17 protein-coding genes, 1 tRNA gene and 1 other RNA gene are annotated in these 19,750 nt (G+C 65.6%); 8 read left to right on the top strand and 11 right to left on the bottom strand.

The window, feature by feature from the left end; all coding sequences use genetic code 11:
- Positions 1–69: 69 nt before the first annotated feature.
- The 4 genes from ACLB0R_RS10440 to ACLB0R_RS10425 all read right to left on the bottom strand — a co-directional run bounded on the left by ACLB0R_RS10440 (position 70) and on the right by ACLB0R_RS10425 (position 6,138).
- Entirely contained in the window at positions 70–1,254 is a 1,185-nt protein-coding gene (locus ACLB0R_RS10440; protein WP_416643749.1) for an acyl-CoA dehydrogenase family protein, read from the bottom strand.
- Positions 1,255–1,315: 61 nt separating this feature from the next.
- Positions 1,316–2,662, bottom strand: a complete 1,347-nt coding sequence (locus tag ACLB0R_RS10435; RefSeq protein ID WP_416643750.1) for an amidase family protein — start codon at positions 2,660–2,662, stop codon at positions 1,316–1,318.
- 142 nt (positions 2,663–2,804) lie between these two features.
- Complete coding sequence (locus ACLB0R_RS10430; RefSeq protein WP_416643751.1) at positions 2,805–4,835, bottom strand: 3-hydroxyacyl-CoA dehydrogenase NAD-binding domain-containing protein; 2,031 nt, start codon at positions 4,833–4,835, stop codon at positions 2,805–2,807.
- A gap of 79 nt (positions 4,836–4,914) precedes the next feature.
- Positions 4,915–6,138 (bottom strand): serine hydrolase domain-containing protein, encoded by a 1,224-nt coding sequence (locus tag ACLB0R_RS10425; RefSeq protein WP_416643752.1) that lies wholly within the window; start codon positions 6,136–6,138, stop codon positions 4,915–4,917.
- A gap of 125 nt (positions 6,139–6,263) precedes the next feature.
- Between ACLB0R_RS10425 and ACLB0R_RS10420 the strand changes: the two genes are divergently transcribed.
- Together ACLB0R_RS10420 and ACLB0R_RS10415 are read left to right on the top strand one after the other, a co-directional pair.
- On the top strand, positions 6,264–8,030 hold the full coding sequence (locus tag ACLB0R_RS10420; protein WP_416643753.1) for a class I adenylate-forming enzyme family protein: 1,767 nt from the start codon (positions 6,264–6,266) through the stop codon (positions 8,028–8,030).
- A gap of 109 nt (positions 8,031–8,139) precedes the next feature.
- Positions 8,140–9,540 (top strand): S41 family peptidase, encoded by a 1,401-nt coding sequence (locus ACLB0R_RS10415; RefSeq protein WP_416643754.1) that lies wholly within the window; start codon positions 8,140–8,142, stop codon positions 9,538–9,540.
- A 276-nt stretch (positions 9,541–9,816) separates the two neighbouring features.
- Here ACLB0R_RS10415 and glpK read toward each other — a convergent pair whose 3' ends face one another.
- Entirely contained in the window at positions 9,817–11,295 is a 1,479-nt protein-coding gene (gene glpK / locus ACLB0R_RS10410) for a glycerol kinase GlpK (RefSeq protein WP_416643755.1), read from the bottom strand.
- A gap of 141 nt (positions 11,296–11,436) precedes the next feature.
- Here glpK and ACLB0R_RS10405 point away from each other — a divergent pair, with 141 nt between their 5' ends.
- Together ACLB0R_RS10405 and ACLB0R_RS10400 are read left to right on the top strand one after the other, a co-directional pair.
- Entirely contained in the window at positions 11,437–12,603 is a 1,167-nt protein-coding gene (locus tag ACLB0R_RS10405) for an AI-2E family transporter (protein ID WP_416643927.1), read from the top strand.
- 65 nt (positions 12,604–12,668) lie between these two features.
- Positions 12,669–12,745, top strand: a tRNA-Asp gene (locus ACLB0R_RS10400).
- Here ACLB0R_RS10400 and ACLB0R_RS10395 read toward each other — a convergent pair.
- From ACLB0R_RS10395 to ACLB0R_RS10375, 5 genes are all read right to left on the bottom strand, one after another.
- Positions 12,734–12,943, bottom strand: coding sequence for a DUF2842 domain-containing protein (locus ACLB0R_RS10395; RefSeq protein ID WP_416643756.1), 210 nt, complete (start codon positions 12,941–12,943; stop codon positions 12,734–12,736). The genes ACLB0R_RS10400 and ACLB0R_RS10395 overlap by 12 nt on opposite strands.
- Positions 12,940–13,536: a 5-formyltetrahydrofolate cyclo-ligase gene (locus tag ACLB0R_RS10390; RefSeq protein ID WP_416643757.1), complete on the bottom strand. Its 597-nt coding sequence runs from the start codon at positions 13,534–13,536 to the stop codon at positions 12,940–12,942. The genes ACLB0R_RS10395 and ACLB0R_RS10390 overlap by 4 nt, the downstream gene beginning before the upstream one ends.
- A non-coding RNA gene (gene ssrS, locus ACLB0R_RS10385) (6S RNA) lies at positions 13,523–13,677 on the bottom strand. The genes ACLB0R_RS10390 and ssrS overlap by 14 nt, the downstream gene beginning before the upstream one ends.
- Positions 13,678–13,689: 12 nt before the next feature.
- Positions 13,690–13,995, bottom strand: coding sequence for a cell division protein ZapA (locus tag ACLB0R_RS10380; RefSeq protein WP_416643758.1), 306 nt, complete (start codon positions 13,993–13,995; stop codon positions 13,690–13,692).
- 2 nt (positions 13,996–13,997) lie between these two features.
- On the bottom strand, positions 13,998–14,171 hold the full coding sequence (locus ACLB0R_RS10375) for a hypothetical protein (protein ID WP_416643759.1): 174 nt from the start codon (positions 14,169–14,171) through the stop codon (positions 13,998–14,000).
- 147 nt (positions 14,172–14,318) lie between these two features.
- Between ACLB0R_RS10375 and tkt the strand changes: the two genes are divergently transcribed.
- The 4 genes from tkt (at position 14,319) to ACLB0R_RS10355 (ending at position 19,063) form a co-directional block, all read left to right on the top strand.
- Positions 14,319–16,295, top strand: coding sequence for a transketolase (tkt, locus tag ACLB0R_RS10370; protein WP_416643760.1), 1,977 nt, complete (start codon positions 14,319–14,321; stop codon positions 16,293–16,295).
- Between the two features lie 15 nt (positions 16,296–16,310).
- Positions 16,311–17,318 carry a type I glyceraldehyde-3-phosphate dehydrogenase gene (gap, locus tag ACLB0R_RS10365; protein ID WP_416643761.1) on the top strand — a complete coding sequence of 336 codons (1,008 nt, stop codon included), beginning with the start codon at positions 16,311–16,313 and terminating at the stop codon, positions 17,316–17,318.
- Between the two features lie 78 nt (positions 17,319–17,396).
- Positions 17,397–17,876, top strand: a complete 480-nt coding sequence (locus ACLB0R_RS10360) for an MOSC domain-containing protein (RefSeq protein WP_434953836.1) — start codon at positions 17,397–17,399, stop codon at positions 17,874–17,876.
- Entirely contained in the window at positions 17,873–19,063 is a 1,191-nt protein-coding gene (locus tag ACLB0R_RS10355; protein WP_416643763.1) for a phosphoglycerate kinase, read from the top strand. The genes ACLB0R_RS10360 and ACLB0R_RS10355 overlap by 4 nt, the downstream gene beginning before the upstream one ends.
- Here ACLB0R_RS10355 and ACLB0R_RS10350 read toward each other — a convergent pair.
- Positions 19,060–19,587 (bottom strand): TlpA family protein disulfide reductase, encoded by a 528-nt coding sequence (locus tag ACLB0R_RS10350; protein WP_416643764.1) that lies wholly within the window; start codon positions 19,585–19,587, stop codon positions 19,060–19,062. The two genes, ACLB0R_RS10355 and ACLB0R_RS10350, sit on opposite strands and share 4 nt — an antisense overlap.
- Between the last annotated feature and the right edge of the window lie 163 nt (positions 19,588–19,750).

Raw genomic sequence — 19,750 nt, 5'->3', positions numbered from 1 at the left:
CTGGGGTCGCGTGCCGCCAGGGCACCAGAATTTGCAAACGACCCCAGCTTGCGCTGGGGTGACGGCTAGTTACGCCCCCGGCAGCTCCAAAATCCGCTTGGCAACGATGTTGAGTTGCACCTCGCTGGTGCCGCCCTCGATCGAATTGGCCTTGGTGCGCAGCCAGGCGCGCGCGCCGGCGCCGCCGCGCGATCGATCGCTTTCCCATTCGAGCGCGTCCGAACCGCCTGCGGCCATCATCAGCTCGTGGCGCGCCTTGTTCAGCTCGGTGCCGTAATATTTCATCATGCTCGGCTGGGCGGGGTGCGCCCGGCCTGCCTTGAGCTCGTCGATGAAGCGCTCCGCCTGCATGCCGAAAGCGCGGGCACGCACCTCGAACAGCGCAATCTGCGCGCGCAGCAGCGGATCGGCGAGGCGGCCGTCATGATCGAGGCCGATTGTCGCCAGCGCGCCCTCGATCAGCGGATTGCCGCCAGTCGAGGCGAGCCCCATGCCGCTGATCATCTCGCGCTCATGGCCGAGCAGATATTTGGCAACGTCCCAGCCCTTGTTGAGTTCGCCGACCAGATTGCCCTTGGGCACTTTCACATTGTCGAAAAACGTCTCGCAGAAGGGCGAATAGCCGCTGATCAAGAGGATCGGCTTGGTCGAGACGCCCGGCGTCGTCATGTCGAAGAGGACGAACGAAATGCCGTTGTGCTTGTTGGTCTTGTCGGTGCGGACGAGGCAGAAAATCCAATCGGCCTTGTCGGCGTAAGAGGTCCACACTTTCTGGCCGTTGATCAGGAAATGGTCGCCCATATCCTCGGCGCTGGTGGCGAGGCTGGCGAGATCGGAGCCGGCGTTCGGCTCCGAATAGCCCTGGCACCAGCGGATTTCGCCGCGTGCGATCTTGGGCAGATGCTCGAGCTTCTGCTCCTCGGTGCCGTATTTGAGCAGCGCCGGCCCGAGCATCGAGATGCCGAAGCTGTTCAGCGGGTTGCGGCACTTCATCGCCGCCATTTCCTCGCGCAGAATCTTGGTTTCGGCAGGTGATAGGCCACCGCCGCCATATTGGGTCGGCCAGTCGGGCACCGTCCAGCCGCGCGAGGCCATCGCGTCCATCCATTCCTTCTGGCCGGGCTGGAAATCGGGGTTGCGCCCGCCCCAGCAGGCATCCTTTTCGCTGCGCACCGGCTCGCGCATTTCGGGCGGGCAGTTCGCCTCCAGCCAGGCGCGGGTTTCGGCGCGGAAGGTTTCGAGCGTCTCAGTCATCGAAGATACTCCGTCACCCCAGCGCAAGCTGGGGTCTCGTTGAGGATAGGGTAACGCACGTTCACGCAGCGACCCCAGCCTGCGCTGGGGTGACGTCAAAAGCGAGTTGATGCGCGGCGCGGGCGACGGCGATGGCCGTCCAGTCGCGGTTATAATCGGCAATCACCTGCACGCCGATCGGCAAGCCATCGGGGTCGGTGCCGACGCGCACGCTGGTCGCCGGCAGCATCGGGAAAGTGGCAAGGCCGGGGAGCGCCATCTGCATGCCCGCCGGATAGGCCGTGCCGTCGATCATCAGCATTCGCTCGCCGAGCGGGGTGTCGTCATGCGGGTAGGCCGTGGTGCCCCAGATCGGCGCGATCACCGCATCATACTCGCCGAACAGCCGCCCCCAGTCGCGGCGGCACTTGGCCTGCGCGTCGATCAGGTCGAACCAGCCGCCCAGCGTGGTCGCTGGCCCGCCATCGGGCGGTGGCGCGCCGCGCGCCATCGCTGTGAGCAGCATGCGCATGTAATTGCCGGACTGGCTGACCAGATCGGGCAGCAGATCGGTATGGCGATCGACCGTTGCGCCCCGCGCTTCGAATGCCTTGCCGGTCGCTTCGATCGCGTCGCGGATCGCGGCCTGCACTGGCACCTGCGGATGCGGGTCGAGCAGCAACAGGCGCCACGCACCGGGAGCGCGTGAGGCAGGGCGGGCGAGCGCATCGCCGCCCATCACCTCGAACAGCGCTTCCAGGTCATCCGCGTCGCGCGCGAGCGGGCCGATGACGTTGAGCGCGACGCCGCACCCATCAGTCCTCGGGAAGTTATGGCCGAAGCTTAACAGCGCATTGTAGGTCGGCTTATGCCCCCAGAGGCCACAGAAGGAGGCGGGGATGCGGATCGACCCGCCAATGTCCGACCCGATCTCGATCGGCACATAGCCCGCCGCCAGCGCCGCCGCCGCCCCGCCCGACGAGCCGCCGGGGACGCGATCGAGGTTAAGCGGATTGCGGGTGCGGCCATAGACCGGATTGTTGGTCTGGAGGTCGGCGAGCGCGACCGGCACGTTGGTCTTGCCGAGGATAACCGCGCCGGCGCGCTTCAGCCGCTGGACGGCGATCGCGTCTTCGCTCGCCACGAAATCGGCATGCTCGGTAAAGCCCCAGCAGGTGACGAGTCCGGCGACGTCGAACGACTCCTTCACCGTCATCGGTACGCCGAGCAGCGCGCCTGATGTGTCGCCCGCCGCGATCCGCGCATCGACCGCGCGGGCTTGCTCGCGCGCCCGATCGAAATCGCGCACGACGACGGCGTTGATCGCGCCATCGCCCGCCTCGATCCGCGCGATGGCGGCCTCGGTCTCGGCAAGCGCGGTGGTTTCGCCAGCGCGGATAGCGGCAGCAGTGGCCAGGGCGGATTTCATCAATTCCTCCCCTGCAAGGGGAGGGGGACCATGCCGCAGGCATGGTGGAGGGGTGGCCCCGGCGGTACGAGCGTCGATACCCCTCCGTCAGCGCTACGCGCTGCCACCTCCCCTTCCAGGGGAGGATTTTGCCAAATTCGACTCAATTGAACCGCCCGCCCGTCTCGGCCTTTTCCTTGAGCAGCGGTGCGATCTTGAAGCCGTGCTTCTCCAGGCCATCGACGATCTTCTTGGCGCCTTCCAGGTCCGCCCAGAACATCGGGCCGCCGCGATAGACCGGCCAGCCATAGCCATAAATCCATACGACATCGATGTCGCTCGCGCGCTGCGCCATCTTCTCTTCCAGGATCAGTGCGCCTTCGTTGACCATCGGATACAGCGTGCGCTCGATGATTTCCTCGTCAGTAATCTCGCGTTTCGCGAGGTTCGACTTGGAGCGGAAATCCTCGATGATCTCGGCGACACGCGCGGAGGGCGTCGGGTTGCGGTTCTCGTCATAGTCATAGAAGCCCGCGCCCTTCTTCTGCCCCCAGCGGCCCTCGGCAGCGAGTGCGTCGCGGATGCTTTCGATGCGGGTCGGGTCGCGGTGCCAGCCGATATCGACGCCGGCGAGGTCGCTCATCTGGAACGGCCCCATCGGCATGCCGAAATCGACATGGACCTTGTCGATCTGCTGCGGGGTCGCGCCTTCCATCAGCAGCTTGTTGGCCTCGACCTGGCGCGGCATCAGCATGCGGTTGCCGATAAAGCCGTGGCAGACGCCGGCGACGACCGCGACCTTCTTGATCTTCTTGGCGAGCGCCATCACCGTCGCCAGCACATCGTCAGCGGTCTTGGCGCCGCGCACGACTTCCAGGAGCTTCATCACATTGGCGGGCGAGAAGAAGTGCATGCCGAGCACATCCTGCGGACGGCTCGTGCTCGCGGCGATTTCGTCGACGTTGAGATAGCTGGTGTTCGAGGCGAGGATCGCGCCGTGCTTGACGATCTTGTCGAGCTTGCCGAACACCTCCTTCTTGACGTCCATCGTCTCATAGACCGCTTCGATGACGAGGTCGCAGTCGGCGAGTTCGTCGAAGCTCAGCGTCGGGTGGAGCGCGCCCATCGCCATCGCGACGTGCTCGGGCTTGAGGCGACCCTTGGCGGCCGACGCCTCGTAATTCTTGCGGATCACGCCGACGCCGCGGTCGAGCGCGTCCTGCTGCATCTCGACGATCGTCACGGGAATGCCCGCCGACAGGAAATTCATCGCGATGCCGCCGCCCATCGTGCCCGCACCGATGATGCCGACCTTGTTGATCGGGCGGAGCGGGATGTCGTCGGCAATGCCGTCGATCTTGGCTGCCTTGCGCTCGGCGAAGAACAAGTGGCGCATCGCCGCCGATTGGGTGCCGAGCATCAGCTTCATGAATTCCTGGCGTTCGAAGGCGATGCCGTCGGCGAAGCTGGGGCCGTCAGCGGCCTTTTCGACGCAGGCGATGTTGGCATAAGGCGCGTCGAAGCCGCGGAAACGCTTGGCGTTGGCTTTCTTGAACGCCTCGACCGCTTCGGGATCGGCGGTCGCGGTCTTCTCGCTGGCGCGGGGTAGTGGGCGAGCCGTCGCGACTTCGCGGGCGAAAGCGATGGCATCGGCTTCGAGATTGCCCTCGGTCGCGAGGCGATCGATCAGGCCGTTGTCCATGGCGACTTTGGCGGGGATGGGATCGCCGATCGCGGTCATCTGCAGCGCGAGCTTGACCGAGGCGACGCGCGGGATGCGCTGGGTGCCGCCGGCGCCGGGGAGCAGGCCGAGCTTGACTTCGGGCGTGCCGATGACGGCAGAAGGCACAGCGATGCGGTAATGGCAGGCGAGCGTCACTTCGCAGCCGCCGCCCAGCGCGGTGCCGTGGATCGCGGCGATGACGGGCTTGTCGGCCGCTTCGATCTTGTCGAGCAACGTCGGCAGGCCGGGCTCCTGCATCGGCTTGCCGAACTCGGTGATGTCGGCGCCGGCGAAGAAGGTCTTGCCGTCGCAGCGGATGACGATCGCCTTGATCGCGGGATCGGCAAGGCCTTCGTCTACGCCCTTGTCGAGCCCCTGCCGCACCGCCGCGCCGAGCGCGTTGACCGGCGGGTTGTCGGAAATGATGACGAGGATGTCGTCATGGCGTTCGGTGCGGATCGGGCTGGTCATATTGTCTCTCCAAGGCGTCACCCCAGCGAAAGCTGGGGTCGTTGTGGCTGGCGGCCCCAGCTTTCGCTGGGGCGACGATTCAGGTCAGCGCCGAATAGATCAGCGTCTTCAATTCGCGGCGGATGGGGTAAGTGCTGCTCGGGCGAAGCTGCGTCATGAATACCATGTGGATTCGCTCGACCGGATCGACGAAGAAGGCGGTCGAGAACATGCCGCCCCAATAATATTCGCCGACCGAACCCGGCATCATCGAGCGGGCCACATCGATATTGACCGCAAAGCCAAGGCCGAAGCCGGTGCCGGCATTCTGCGTCTCGCTGAACAAGGACTTGGACCAATGCGCTAGGTCGCCATTGCCGGGCAGGTGGTTCATCGTCATCAAGTCGAGCGTCTTGCGGCTCACGATCCGCGCGCCGTCGAGACTGCCGCCGTTCAGCAGCATCGAGCAGAAGCGGTGATAATCGAGGGCCGTTGAGACGAGGCCACCGCCGCCGGAGAGCAAGGTCGGCTGGCGGCTCCACGCGCTCTGGGCGCCGCGATCCATCAGCACCGGTTTGCTGCCCGGCACAAAGTCGTAACAATCGGTCAGCCGGTCGGTCTTGTCCTCGGGGACCGCGAAGAACGTGTCGTGCATGCCGAGGGGCGCGAAGATGCGCGTCGCGAAAAACTGGTCGAGCGGCATGCCGGAGACGCGCTCGATGACCGCGCCGAGCACGTCGGTCGACACCGAATAATTCCAGGCCGTGCCGGGCGAGAATTCCAGCGGCAGCTTGCCTAGCGCGGCGATGAAGCCATTGAGATCGAGATTGCCGTGCCAATTCTCGATGCGACCCTCGCGATACGCCGCATCGACGTTCGATCGGTTCTGGAAGCCATAGGTCAGGCCCGAGGTGTGGCGGAGCAGATCGACCATCCGCATCGGTTCTTCGGTCGGCTTGGTCAGGAAGGGCACGCCCGCGCCGCCGCCATTATAGATGCCGAGCCCCCGGAACTCGGGCAGCACATGATGGACCGGGGTATCGACCGCGACCTTGCCTTCTTCGACCAGCATCATGAAGGCGATCGAAGTGACGGGCTTGGTCATGCTCGCGATGCGGAACAGGCTGGTCTCGTCGACTTGTGCGCTGCCTTCCGCCCGTGCTGCGCCCATGCTCGAGTAATGGACGATTTCGCCCTCCCGCGCGATCAGCAGCTGGGCGTGGGGCAGCTTGCCCGAGTCGACGTAACGCTCCTTCAACAGCGCATCGATCCGCGCGAGGCGCAGCGCGTCAAAACCGAGCGATTCCGGCCGTGCGATCGTCATGCCGCTCTCCATACCCCTGCTTCGAAACCGTGTGCACCCTATTGCCTTGAGCGGCGCGCGAATCAACACTAACCTTCCTTGAAAAGGCAAAGATGCCAAACCCGAAATTCTAGAGTGGAGAGAGAATGTCTGTCACCGATGCTGCCGGCGATGGCCCGCTGGTGCCGCTCGATCCCGCCTGGCCGCGCCTTTCCGTAGCGGCGGCGGATGCTCTGCTCACCGCGCCGGGGCAGCGGCTGGAGATGGAGACCATCGACATTCGCGGGGTGCCGACGCGGGTGTGGAAAAATGCGCCGCCGCATCTCGCCGCGCTTGTCCAGCATACCCGCAGCCATGGCGAGCGGGTGTTCGCGGTCTATGAGGATGATCGCGTCACCTATGAGGCCAATTACCGCGCCATCGCGCATCTGGCGCAGCGGCTGCGCGAGCTGGGCGTAGCCAAGGGCGATCGGGTGGCGCTCGCGATGCGCAACCTGCCGGAGTGGCCAGTCATTTTTTTCGCCGGCGTGTCGATCGGGGCGATTGTGGTGCCGCTCAATGCCTGGTGGACGGGCGCGGAGCTCGAATATGGCCTGGCGGATTCGGGCGCGAAAATCCTGTTCGTCGATGCCGAGCGCGATCAGCGGCTCGCCGAGCATTATGGCAATTTGCCGGGTTTGGAGCGGATCGTCGTTGCGCGGGGCGACGGCACCGCGACTGGAAGGCATGAGCGGCTCGAAACGCTGATCGGCGCGCCGGCCGACTATGCTTCGCTGCCAGATGCGACGTTGCCTGATGCAGCGCTCGCGCCCGAAGACGACGCGACGATCTTCTACACCAGCGGCACCACCGGCAATCCCAAGGGCGCGCTCGGCACGCATCGCAATCTGGTGACCAACATCTTCTCCAGCGCCAATACCGCCGCGCGCGGCTTTCTGCGGCGTGGCGAGGCGCCGCCCGATCCGACACCGCGCACGATGCTCACCGTCATCCCGCTCTTCCATGTCACCGCGTGCAGCGCCGGGCTGATGGGCGCGGTCGCGGCGGGCAATACGCTGATCTTCATGCGCAAATGGGATCCGGTGCAGGCCATGGAGATTATCGAGCGCGAGAAAGTGCACGTAACCGGCGGCGTGCCGACGATCGCGTGGCAGCTGCTCGAACATCCTGATCGCGCCAAATACGATCTCTCCAGCCTGGAAGCGATTGCCTATGGCGGCGCGCCGTCCGCGCCCGAGCTCGTCAAGCGGATCTACCAGGAATTCGGCGCGCTGCCCGGCAATGGCTGGGGCATGACCGAGACAATGGCGACGGTAACCGGCCACGGCGCCGAGGATTATCTCAACCGCCCGACCAGCGCCGGTCCGCCCGTGGCGGTCGCCGACCTCAAGATCATGAACGAGGATGGTACGGCCGAGCTGCCGGTCGGTGAGGTCGGCGAGCTTTGGGCGCGAGGGCCGATGATCGTGAAGGGCTATTGGAACAAGCCCGAAGCGACGGCGGCGACTTTCATCGATGGCTGGGTGCGGACCGGCGATCTGGCGCGGCTCGACGAGGAAGGCTTCGTCTACATCGTCGATCGCGCCAAGGACATGATCATCCGCGGCGGCGAGAACATCTATTCGAGCGAGGTCGAGAATGTCCTCTACGCGCATCCTGCTGTCACCGATTGCGCGCTGATCGGCATTCCGCACCGCACGCTGGGCGAGGAACCGGCGGCGGTGGTCCATCTCGCGCCGGGTACGACCGCGACCGAGGCCGAATTGCAAGCCTGGGTGCGCGAGCGCTTGGCGGCGTTCAAGGTGCCGGTGGCGATCCGCTTCGTTGCCGAAACGCTGCCGCGCAATGCCAATGGCAAGATCCTGAAACGCGAGCTGAAATCGCTGTTCGAAGATCGGGCAGTGGCCGCCTAGCGACCATCTTGCCGATCGCCATCCGATCGCGTTAAGCATCGGTATTGTTTGCGGAGTGCGGTGTATGAAGCGGCGACCGATTGCCAGCGCGCTGAGTGTGATTGCGCTGATGTCCCTTTCAGCATGCGGGGGCGATAGCGGCGGCGGATCGAGCGGCGGCGCGATCGCCTCGACACCGACGCCTTCGCCGAGCCCGACGCCGACACCTGCTGCGCAATGCTCGCTGCTCGATCGCCAGAACTGGGCATTCGCGACGCTGCAGGAATGGTATCTCTTCCCCAGCCTGCTGCCGTCGAGCCTCAATCCGGCGCCGTACACGACGGTCAGCGATTATATCGATGCGCTGACCGCGACCGCGCGGGCGCAGAACAAGGACCGCTATTTCACCTATCTGACCTCGATCTCGTCCGAGAATGCGTATTATAATTCCGGGTCGAGCGCCGGCTTTGGGGTGCGGCTCGCCTTCGATACCAGTGGCACGCGGCTGTTCATCATCGAGGCGTTCGAGAATGCGCCGGCGCTGACCGCCGGCATCGATCGCGGCACCGAAATCCTGGCGATCGGCACGACGTCGAGCAATCTCCAGACCGTCGCCTCGCTGGTCGCGAGCGGCGGGTCGAACGCGGTCAACGACGCGCTCGGGCCGAGCACGGCGGGCACCACGCGCTATCTCCAGGTCCGTGATGCCTCCGGCACGCGGACCGTGGCGGTGACCAAGGCGGATTACTCGATCGACCCGGTGTCGTCGCGTTACGGCGCCAAGGTGATCACCGACAACGGCCATCAAGTTGGCTACGTCAACCTGCGCACCTTCATCAACACGGCCGACCCTGAACTCCGCACGGCATTCGCCAATTTCAAGGCGCAGGGCATCACCAATGTGATCGTCGATCTGCGCTATAATGGCGGTGGCCTGGTTGCGGTGGCGGAAACGCTGGCAAATCTGCTTGGCGCCAATCGCGCACCGACCGATGTGATCGATTATCTGACCTTCCGGCCCGAAAAGGCATCGAACAACACCGTCACCAATTTCACGGTGCAGCCCGAATCGATCGCGCCGACCAAGATCGCCTTTATCGGATCGGGCGGCACCGCCTCGGCGAGCGAGCTCGTCATCAATTCCTTCTGGCCCTATCTCCACGCCAATTCGGCGCTGATCGGCACCAATACCTTCGGCAAGCCGGTCGGGCAGGTCGCGATCGATCGTGCGGCGTGCGACGACCGGTTGCGCGTGATTGCCTTCGCGGTTGAGAATGCGGCGCACCAGGGCACTTATTACAACGGCTTGTCGCAATATGCCGAGGCGAGCTGCCAAGCGACCGACGATATCGGCCATCAGCTGGGCGACCCCGCCGAGTCGACCACGCGGCAGGCGTTGAACTATCTGGCCGGGCAAAGCTGCACCAAGATCGCCTCGAGCGGCCAAACCAGCCAGTCGGCAGCGCGCAACATCATCCTGAGCCCCCCCCGACCTGACACGCAACAGCGCGAAGTGCCGGGTTTGTATTGATTGGTGTCATCCTGCTCGCCCAGGGGTAACGCCTTCATTTTACGGCGCGTTTCGGCGAATGTTCCCACTGACCATGGGGTTTGCGGGGCGCGCTATTAGATCGGGCATTCGCGGCATCGACGATGGCAAAGAGCGATCCGCGATCATGACGTGAAAGGCGGCGGTAGGACAGTTGCGATCCGTCACCCCGGGCTCGAGCCGGCGTCCCGCTATAACCGAGCGCCTGAAGAAGAAGAAGCTGGACCCCGGCTCAAGGCCGGGGTGACGGAGGGGCTGTTATTTCCCGACCACGCCTTTTACCGCGGCTCGCCAGCTAGCCAGCCGCGCCGCGCGCTGCCCGGCCTCCAATGCTGGGGCGAAGCGTTCGATCGCGCCACGCATTGCGCTCGCTTCGTGCAAGTCCTTGAACAGCCCGCAGCCGACGCCGGCCAGCATTGCCGCGCCCAAGGCGGTCGTCTCTGCGAATTTGGGCCGCTCGACCTCGATGGCGAGGACGTCCGCCAAATCCTGCGCCATCCAGTTGTTGGCGACCATGCCGCCATCGATCCGCAAGCTTGCCCAGTCGACGCCATCGGCGGCAAAAGCGGTTTTGAGGTCGTTGGCCTGATAGGCCATCGCTTCCAGCGCCGCGCGGACGAGGTGGGCGCGCGTCGTCGCGAAGCTCAAGCCGGTGATCGCGCCGCGCGCTTCGGGCTCCCACCAGGGCGCACCGAGGCCCGACAAAGCGGGCACCAGATACACGCCGCCGCTATCCTGAACGCTGCGCGCCAGCGCTTCGGTTTCCATCGCGGTGCCGATCAGGCCGATCGAGTCGCGCAGCCATTTGATCAGGCTGCCGGCGACGAACACCGACCCTTCCAGCGCATAGGCACGCTTGCCGCCCAGTTGCCAGGCGACGGTCGAGAGTAGGCGATGCGTTGAGACGGGCGGGGTCGTGCCCGCCTGGCTCAGGATGAAGGCGCCGGTGCCGAAGGTCGCCTTGGTCTCGCCGATATTGAGGCAGGATTGGCCGATCGTCGCGGCTTGCTGGTCCCCGGCGAGGCCGCAAATCGGGATCGGTGCGCCGAACAGCCGCGTCTCGCCGAAGCGACCGGCGCAATCGACGATTTCGGGGAGCGCGGCACGCGGCGCGCCGAACAGCTCGATCAGGCTGGCGTCCCAGCCGCCCTTGCCGATGTCCATCAGCGCGGTGCGGCTGGCATTGGTGGCGTCGGTGAGGTGGGCGCCGCCCCGGTTCTCATTGGCGGTCAGCTTCCAAACCAGCCAGCTTTCGATCGTGCCGACGGCGAGTCGATCGCCCGCTTCGGCCAATTGCGGCCAGTGGCGCATCGCCCAGCCAATTTTCGAGCCCGAGAAATAGGGGTCGAGCAGCAGCCCGGTCTTGGCTTGCACCGCCGCTTCATGGCCGGCCTCTTTCAAAGCGCGGCACTCGGCGGCGGTGCGGCGATCCTGCCAGACGATGGCGGGCGCGAGCGGTTCGCCGGTGGTCTTGTCCCAGAACACCACCGTTTCGCGCTGATTGGTGATGCCGATCGCGGCGATGCGCTCCGCGCCGCCGGCCGCCTCAACGACCTGGCGGGTGACTTCCAGCGTCCGCTCCCAGATTTCGGCCGCGTCATGCTCGACCAGGCCGGGGGCGGGGTAATGCTGCGTCAAATCGAGCTGATGGCTGGCGATCACCGCGCCATCGGGCCGGAACAGCATCGCGCGAGTGGAGGTGGTGCCTTCGTCGATCACCAAGAGAAAGTCGCTCATGGCGGCGAAGCTAGCCGGGATTCCAAGCGCGCGTAAATCCCGCTAAGGCATGGGACGAAGCACAAAGGAAACCCCGTGGCCGAAGACGGCGACAGCATCGAAGCCATGCGCAGCGGCCCGCGCCACGACGCGGCGTTCGGCATGCCGTTGCCCGACGCCAGCGCCGAGGAGCAGGCGAAGATCGCGCTGCGCCGCGACCGGCTGCTCGCGGCGTTGACCCTCATTGCCGGCATCGGCCTGGTTGTCGCTTTGCCCTTCGCGCTCAAGGCGGGCGCCGAGTTCTTCCTGCCCGTCACGACCGCGCTGGTGATCGCCATTGCGCTGGTGCCGGTGCTCGAATGGCTCGAGCGGCGGCGGCTGCCCGCGCCGCTCGCGGCGTTCCTCTGCGTCATCCTGTTCCTCGGCCTCGCCAATATCGCGCTGGCGGCGATCGTGGTGCCGGCGGTCGAGTTTTTCCGGCTGCTGCCCGAGCGGATCAGCCGCATCCGCATGAACATCAAGCCGGTGATGGACCTGTATCTCAGCCTGGAAAAATATTTCGACAAAACAGCGATGAAGCTGGCCTTTGGGTCCGCCAAGCACGCCGCGACGACGGCTTCGCAGGCAAGCGTGCCGCCGCCCTCGCTGATCGAACTGATCGCCACCTCCGCTCCGGCGATCGCGATCCAGATTTTCTTCGGCACGCTGGTGGTGTTCTTCTTCCTGTCGGGTTGGACGCGGCTGAGGCGGCAGACGATCACCAGCCGCGCGAGCTTTGACGGCGCGATGGCGACGGCGCGGCTGATCCAGGATCTGGTCGACGATACCTCGGCTTATCTCGGCACGATCACGGTCATCAACCTGTCGCTCGGCATGGTGGTGGCGGGCATGTTGTGGATCATCGGCATGCCCTATCCGCTGATGTGGGGCGGCATCGTCGCGCTGGCCAATTACGTGCCCTATTTCGGGCCGATCACGGCGGCGCTGCTGCTCGGCGTCGGCGGGCTGATGACGTTCGAGAGCCCGCTGGTCGCGCTCTCCCCGGCGGCGGTGATGGTGGCGACGCATTTGATCGAATCGAACGTGGTGACGCCGCTCGTCGTCGGCCATCGCCTGACGATCAACCCGATCATGATCCTGATTTCGCTGAGCTTCTGGAGCTGGGTATGGGGCACGGCCGGCGCACTGCTGGCGGTGCCGCTGCTCATCATCATCCAGACGGTGATGGAAGCCGCCGGCAAGCCCGACATCGCCGGTTTCCTGTTTGAGAAGGGGACGTTGCACGCGGCGGAATCGCGACCCGAACGGCGGCGCGGGCGGGGAGGCTAGCGGACGCGAACGGCGCTGTTGACACTCGCGTGACGCTCCCCTAGGTGGCGCGCTCTCGCTTACAAGCGGGTGTAGCTCAGTTGGTTAGAGCGCCGGCCTGTCACGCCGGAGGTCGCGGGTTCGAGCCCCGTCACTCGCGCCATTTCCCGGTTTCCATCCACCGCAGCAGCGGCTTGAGCGGCGCGATCCAGATCACGCCGGTCAGCGCGTAAAAGCCGAGCTGCGCGAGCGTCGGCCAGCCGACCAGCACGTCCGCCAGCGCCGCGATCAGCGCTGCCCAGACCGCGATCAGCGCGAGGATGATGAACATGCCTGCGGGTTTGCGCCAGCTTGGGGTCATGAGGCGGGGATGATCCAGTCGGTTTCGGTCAGGATCGCGTGCAACGGCACGTCCCACGGGTCAACCGGGACTTGCGGCACCTGCTGGATGGACCAGGCGATGCCGATGCGGGCCGCGCGCGGCAGGGCGGCGAGCGCGCGGTCATAATAGCCGGCGCCATGGCCGAGGCGATGGCCGCGTGCATCGAACGCGACGAGGGGGATGAGCAGCAGGTCGGGGGTTAGCTCGGGCTGGTCGGCGGCGGGTTGGCGCAAGCCGAACGGGCCGGGGATCAACGCCTCGCCCGGCGACCAGCGGAGGAAGCGCATCGGCTCGGCGCGCGTCGTGACGTGCGGCAGCGCGAGGGTGCAACCGTGGGCATGGGCTGTGGTCAGCAGCGGGGCGGGATCGGCCTCGCCAGCCATGGCGACATAGCCGGCAACAACCTTCGCGTCGCGCAACAGCGCTAGCAGCGGCGCGGGCGCGACGAACGGCGGGGGTGCGCGCCCCGCAAAATCCTCGCGACGCGCGAGCATTTCCCGCCGCATCGCTGCCTTGGCGGCGGCGTGGCTCTCGGGCGGATCGGCGGAGGGATGGGGTGGCGGGACCGCCATGGCCGTTTGCCTGAATATCCTCTGACGCCAGAACGTCAGGTGGGGACCATTTTTCAGGGCCAGGACCCCGAAAGGGACAGCCCCCTTGGATGATGTATCGCCTCAGGGATGTTCCAAAAGGCTCGTACCGGGCAGTGCCCGCCGATTGCCAATCTAGTCCTTCGGCACGGCTTGCTCAAGGGCAAGCGCGATTGATTCGAGCTGATCGCCGATGCGCGCGATCAGCTTGTCGTCCGCGCCGGTGCCACCGCTGCCCCGCTGCGCCTCGTCCAGGCCATCGGCGAGCATGAGCGCCACGAAAAGCAGGGTGCGCTCGTCGTTGAGGCCGCCCGAGGCTTGCTTGGCCGCATCCCAGCGCTGTTCGAGCAATTTACCCAGCCGCGCGACCTGGTCTTCCGATCCGTCGCGGCAAGCGATGTGGTGCGTGCGGCCGCCCAAGGTGATGGGGACATCAGCCACCGCTACCGCCTCGGCTGCTCTTCGATGATGCTGTCGAGCGTCGCGATCGCGCCGGCCAGGCTCACCCGCAGCGCCTCGTTGCGCTTGATCTGCTCGTGATGCGCGGCGGCGAGCGCCTTGGTCGCGGCGTCAATCCGCTTCAATGCTGCGTCGATCCGGGCCGTCCCCTCCGCCATGCCCCAAGGGATAGCATGCCGACCGCCGCTCGCAAGGGTGTTGTCGCGCCCAAGGTTGACGCATCGCGGCACGGCCCGCAAAGACGCGCGCGTCGAATCGGCGCAGGCACGCGCCCCGGCTCGCAAGCCGGCATCGGAAGGAAATTGATGGCCACGACGCCAGCCGATCTTGCTAATGCCATCCGCGCGCTGTCGATGGACGCGGTCGAGGCCGCCAATTCGGGCCATCCCGGCATGCCGATGGGGATGGCCGATGTCGCGACCGAGCTGTTCACCCGCCACTTGAAGTTCGACCCCGCCGAGCCGCGTTGGGCGGACCGCGACCGCTTCGTGCTGTCGGCCGGCCACGGCTCGATGCTGCTCTATTCGGTGCTGTACTTGACCGGTTATGAGCGGCCGACGATCGACGACATCCGCCAGTTCCGCCAGCTCGGTAGCCCATGCGCGGGGCACCCGGAGAATTTCGAGCTCGCCGGCGTCGAGTGCACGACCGGCCCGCTGGGGCAGGGGCTGGCGATGGCGGTCGGCATGGCGATTGCCGAGCGGCATTTGAACGCGCGCTTCGGCGACGATCTGGTCGACCACCGCACCTGGGTGATCGCCGGCGACGGCTGCCTGATGGAAGGCATCAACCACGAAGCGATCGGGCTGGCCGGGCGGCTGGGCCTGGGCCGGCTGATCGTGCTGTGGGATGACAATCGCATCACCATCGATGGCGCGGTCTCGCTCTCGTCGAGCGAGGATATTCCGGCGCGCTATGCCGCGACGGGCTGGCACGTCGCCATCTGCGACGGCCATGACCAGGCCGATATCGCCCGCGCGCTGGACGAGGCCAAGGCTGATCCGCGGCCGTCGCTGGTCCAGTGTCAGACGGTGATCGGCAAGGGCGCGCCTAATCTGCAGGGCACCTCCAAGACGCATGGCAGCCCGTTGGGTGCCGCCGAAGTCGCCGCCGCGCGCGCGACGCTCGGCTGGACGTCGCCGCCGTTCGAGGTGCCGGCGGATATCCTCGATGCTTGGCGGACGGCAGGCGCGCGGGGGCGGTTGTTGCGTGATGCGTGGCAGGCGCGCGTCGATGCGCAGAGTGGCGGGCTTGGTGACGATTTCCGCGCGTATCTCGCCGACGAGCTCGGTCGCGATGTCGATATCAAGTCTTATCTCGACCAGCTGATCGCCAACCCGCAGAAAATCGCGACGCGCAAGGCTTCCGAACTGGCACTTGAGTATCTCGCCCCGCACGCCGCGTTGCTCGGCGGATCGGCGGACCTCACCGGCTCGAACAACACCAAAGTCGCCGCCACCCCACCAATGGATGTGGGCGCGAACGGCTATGGCGGGCGTTATATCTATTACGGCATCCGCGAATTCGGCATGGCCGCGGCGATGAATGGGATGGCGCTGCACGGCGGCATCATCCCCTATGGCGGCACGTTCCTAGTGTTCTCGGACTATATGCGCAACGCGATCCGGCTGTCAGCGTTGCAGCACGCGCAAGTCGTCTATGTCATGACGCATGATTCGATCGGGCTGGGCGAGGACGGGCCGACGCACCAGCCGATCGAGCATTTGATGTCGCTGCGGCTGATCCCCAATCTCCGCGTCTATCGCCCGTGCGATGCGATCGAGACGGCGGAATGCTGGGCGCTGGCGCTGGCGCGGGCCGATGGGCCATCGCTGCTCGCGCTCAGCCGGCAGAATCTGCCGCAATTGCGGAGCGATGTGAGCGAGAATTGGTCGGCGCGCGGCGCTTATCGGCTGCGCGCAGCGCAGGAGGTGCGCAAGGTCGTGCTGGTCGCGACCGGCTCAGAAGTCGCGATTGCGGCGGATGTCGCCACGCAGCTTGAAGCGCAGGGCGTCGGCGCCGATGTTGTTTCGATGCCGAGTTGGGAAGCCTTTGCCGCGCAAGCGCATGCCTATCGTGCCGATGTGCTGCCGGCAGACGCGCTGATCGTCTCGATCGAGGCAGGCGCGACGCTCGGCTGGGAGCGGCACACCGGCGCAGGCGGCTTGCGCTTCGGCATCGACAGCTTCGGCCTCTCCGCGCCGGCGGACCAGCTCTACAAGCATTTCGGGCTGACGGCGGAAGCGATTGTTCCGCAGATACTCCAGAAACTCAGTGCTTAACGAAAGGTTATTGCGATGACGGTTAAGGTTGCGATCAACGGCTTCGGCCGCATTGGCCGCCTGGTGGCGCGCGCGATGCTCGCGCAGCCCGATAGCGGGCTGGAGCTGGTCGCGATCAACGACCTGGCCGATGCCAAGGCCAATGCCTGGCTGTTCGGCCGCGATTCGGTTCACGGCAAATATCCCGGCACCGTCGCGGCCGATGGCGACGATCTGGTCGTCGACGGCAAGCGCATCCGCGTCACCAAGGAGCGCGACCCCGCCAATCTGCCGCATGCCGCGCTCGGCATCGATCTCGTGCTCGAATGCACCGGCTTCTTCACCGATCGCGCGAGCTGCGAAAAGCACATCGCGGCGGGCGCCAAGAAAGTGCTGATCTCGGCGCCGGGCAAGAATGTCGACCTGACCGTGGTGTTCGGCGTCAACCACGACAAGCTGACCGCCGAGCACAGCATCGTCTCCAACGCGTCGTGCACGACCAATTGCCTGGCGCCGGTCGCCAAGGTGCTGAACGACGCGATCGGCATCGAGCGCGGGCTGATGACGACGGTGCATGCCTATACCAACGACCAGAAGATCCTCGACCAGATCCACAGCGACCTGCGCCGGGCGCGGGCCGCTGCGATGTCGATCATCCCGACCACCACGGGTGCTGCGCGCGCGGTGGGCGAAGTGCTGCCGGAGCTGAAGGGCAAGCTCGATGGCTCGGCGGTGCGCGTGCCGGTGCCCGATGGCTCGCTCATTGACCTGACCTTCACGCCCAAGCGCGACACCAGCGTCGAAGAAGTCAACGCGGTGCTCAAGGCCGCGGCTGAGGGCGCGCTGAAGGGCGTGCTCGATTATACCGATGAGCCGTTGGTCTCGGCCGATATCGTCCACACGCCGGCAAGCTCGACCGTCGACAGCCTGGAGACGGCGGTGATCGACGGCAAGCTGGTGCGGGTGGTGAGCTGGTACGACAATGAATGGGGTTTCTCCAACCGCATGGTCGACACCGCCAAGGCAATGGCGAAGTTTTTGTAGGATGCGCACGCCGTCACCCCAGCGAACGCTGCGGTCGCCCCGATTGAGAGCGATGCCAGCGTTCGCTGGCATGACGGTGTGGTTGTGACCGGCATCCTCGCCGGCATCGCCCGGCACGCTTATCCCAAGGCGCCGATGGAAGTGCTGGACGGCGCGACGATCACGCCTGAGCTTGGCTTGGAAGGCGATTGCAAAGGCCGGTTCAAGCCGGGCGGGCGCAACCGGCGGCAAGTCACGCTGATCGAGCGCGGTGCCTGGCAGGCGGCGCTCGCGGAAATCGGCGCGGACATTCCCTGGCAGGAACGGCGCGCCAATCTGCTGGTCGACGGGCTTGCACTGCCGCAGGAGGCAGGCGCGCTGCTGCGGATCGGGTCGGTGCGGCTGATGGTGATGGTCGAGTGCAATCCCTGCTACCGGATGGACGCGCTGCACCCCGGGCTGCAGGCGGCGCTCACCCCCGATTGGCGCGGCGGCGTCTGCTGCCGGGTGTTGAGCGGCGGTGTGATCAACGTCGGCGATCGCATTGAAATCGAACAGGAAGCGGAGCAGGCGGCATGAGGTCGTTCAAGACCCTCGACGATATGGGCGATATCGCCGGCAAGCGCGTGCTGGTCCGCGAAGATTTGAACGTGCCGATGCACGACGGCGTGGTGAGCGACGACACGCGCTTCCGCGCCACGCTCGCCACCGTGACCGAGCTCGCCGATCGCGGCGCGATCGTGCTGATCCTCGCGCATTTCGGGCGGCCTAAAGTGCCCTCGGCCGAGCTGTCGCTCGCGCAGATCGTTAAGCCCTATGCGGCGGTGCTCGGCCGGCCGGTGCATTATGTCGACTGGGAAGGCGATGCGGCGGCGGTTGCCGCGCTCGCGCCGGGCGATATCGCGGTGCTCGAGAATACGCGCTTCTTCGGCGGCGAGGAACGGAACGACCCTGCCGTCGTCGCGCGGTTCGCGGCGCTGGGCGATCTCTATGTCAATGACGCGTTTTCGGCCGCCCACCGCGCGCATGCCTCGACAGAGGGAATCGCGCATGTGCTGCCTGCCTTTGCCGGTCGCGCGATGGAAGCGGAGCTCGATGCGCTGGACAAGGCACTCGGCAATCCCGAGCACCCGGTGGCGGCGGTCGTCGGCGGCGCGAAGGTGTCGACCAAGCTTGATGTGCTGACCCATCTGGTCGCGCGCGTCGATCATTTGATCATCGGTGGCGGCATGGCCAACACGTTCCTCGCGGCGCGCGGCGTGAATGTCGGCAAAAGCTTGTGCGAGCATGAGCTGACCGGCACGGCTGAGGCGATCTTCGACGCGGCGGACAAGGCCGGCTGCACGATCCACCTGCCGTATGACGTTGTCGTCGCCAAGGAATTCGCGCCCAACCCACCGAGCGTGCGGATTTGCAACGTCCACGAAGTCGCCGCTGACGAAATGATCCTCGACATCGGCCCGGCAGCGGTCGAAGCGCTCGCGGATGTGCTCAAGACCTGCCGCACTTTGGTGTGGAACGGCCCGCTCGGCGCGTTCGAGACGCCGCCCTTCGATGCCGCGACGGTCGCGCTTGCGCGCACGGCGGCGGCGCTGACGCAGGATGGCTCGCTGGTGTCGGTCGCGGGGGGTGGCGATACCGTCGCCGCGCTTAATCAGGCAGGCGTGGCGGACGATTTCACCTTCGTTTCAACCGCCGGCGGCGCTTTCCTGGAATGGATGGAAGGCAAGCAATTGCCCGGCGTCGCGGCACTTGCTTCCGGTTAGTTGTTGGCGGCGGCTTGGGTTGAGGGGGGTACCAGCGCCGGTTCATTAAGCAGCGGTAAGAGCACCTTGTTAAGATCATCAAGATCAAATGCCGCTGCCTTGGCGTACCGCAGATTGCCGGCGCGATCGATGACGTAATTGGTCGGCACGCCTTCCAGCGCGTGGTACGGCCCTTTGATCCGCCGCGCTGACGGTATGTGCATGACGGCGAACAATTTCTTCAGTTGAAAGATCGGTAGCGAATCCTCGGTTGCGATCGCGAAAACCTTGAGGCCGTGCTCCGCCTGAATTTGATAATAACGATCGAGTGCCGGCAATTCAGCGCGGCACGGCGCGCACCACGTCGCCCAGAAGTTGAGCACAACCACCTGACCACGCAGATCATGTAAAGCGACCTTGCTGCCGTCGATTAGGGTCAATTCAAAGTCCGGCGCAGGTTCACCGACCTTGATCTTTGCTTGTGCTGGTGAGACGGCCGCCAATGCGGCCAGTGCCAATACCGCGATCCGTGACCTCCAGCGCATGCCAATCCCCTTTATCGATGCTTAAACAACAGGGTGGGCCGGACCCATTCTTCTGTCAACAAACTGATTATTGGTCCATTCTGGGGAGTTTCTCGACGGGGCGCGTTAGCGTCCCCCGGTATCGAGGCTCCCGCCGCATACGAATGCGCTTGTCCCTGTGTGC

Origin of the sequence: Sphingomonas sp. GlSt437, from assembly GCF_048015635.2 — a bacterium.
GTDB lineage: Bacteria > Pseudomonadota > Alphaproteobacteria > Sphingomonadales > Sphingomonadaceae > Sphingomonas.
Note: the sequence above shows the minus strand (reverse complement) of the source record. Positions and strands in the feature narration are given on the sequence as shown.

Coding starts and splice junctions, on each gene's coding strand:
- ACLB0R_RS10440 (WP_416643749.1), bottom strand. CDS start 1,254: ATGACTGAGACGCTCGAAACCTTCCGCGCCGAAACCCGCGCCTGGCTG.
- ACLB0R_RS10435 (WP_416643750.1), bottom strand. CDS start 2,662: ATGAAATCCGCCCTGGCCACTGCTGCCGCTATCCGCGCTGGCGAAACC.
- ACLB0R_RS10430 (WP_416643751.1), bottom strand. CDS start 4,835: ATGACCAGCCCGATCCGCACCGAACGCCATGACGACATCCTCGTCATC.
- ACLB0R_RS10425 (WP_416643752.1), bottom strand. CDS start 6,138: ATGACGATCGCACGGCCGGAATCGCTCGGTTTTGACGCGCTGCGCCTC.
- ACLB0R_RS10420 (WP_416643753.1), top strand. CDS start 6,264: ATGTCTGTCACCGATGCTGCCGGCGATGGCCCGCTGGTGCCGCTCGAT.
- ACLB0R_RS10415 (WP_416643754.1), top strand. CDS start 8,140: ATGTCCCTTTCAGCATGCGGGGGCGATAGCGGCGGCGGATCGAGCGGC.
- glpK (WP_416643755.1), bottom strand. CDS start 11,295: ATGAGCGACTTTCTCTTGGTGATCGACGAAGGCACCACCTCCACTCGC.
- ACLB0R_RS10405 (WP_416643927.1), top strand. CDS start 11,437: ATGCCGTTGCCCGACGCCAGCGCCGAGGAGCAGGCGAAGATCGCGCTG.
- ACLB0R_RS10395 (WP_416643756.1), bottom strand. CDS start 12,943: ATGACCCCAAGCTGGCGCAAACCCGCAGGCATGTTCATCATCCTCGCG.
- ACLB0R_RS10390 (WP_416643757.1), bottom strand. CDS start 13,536: ATGGCGGTCCCGCCACCCCATCCCTCCGCCGATCCGCCCGAGAGCCAC.
- ACLB0R_RS10375 (WP_416643759.1), bottom strand. CDS start 14,171: ATGGCGGAGGGGACGGCCCGGATCGACGCAGCATTGAAGCGGATTGAC.
- tkt (WP_416643760.1), top strand. CDS start 14,319: ATGGCCACGACGCCAGCCGATCTTGCTAATGCCATCCGCGCGCTGTCG.
- gap (WP_416643761.1), top strand. CDS start 16,311: ATGACGGTTAAGGTTGCGATCAACGGCTTCGGCCGCATTGGCCGCCTG.
- ACLB0R_RS10355 (WP_416643763.1), top strand. CDS start 17,873: ATGAGGTCGTTCAAGACCCTCGACGATATGGGCGATATCGCCGGCAAG.
- ACLB0R_RS10350 (WP_416643764.1), bottom strand. CDS start 19,587: ATGCGCTGGAGGTCACGGATCGCGGTATTGGCACTGGCCGCATTGGCG.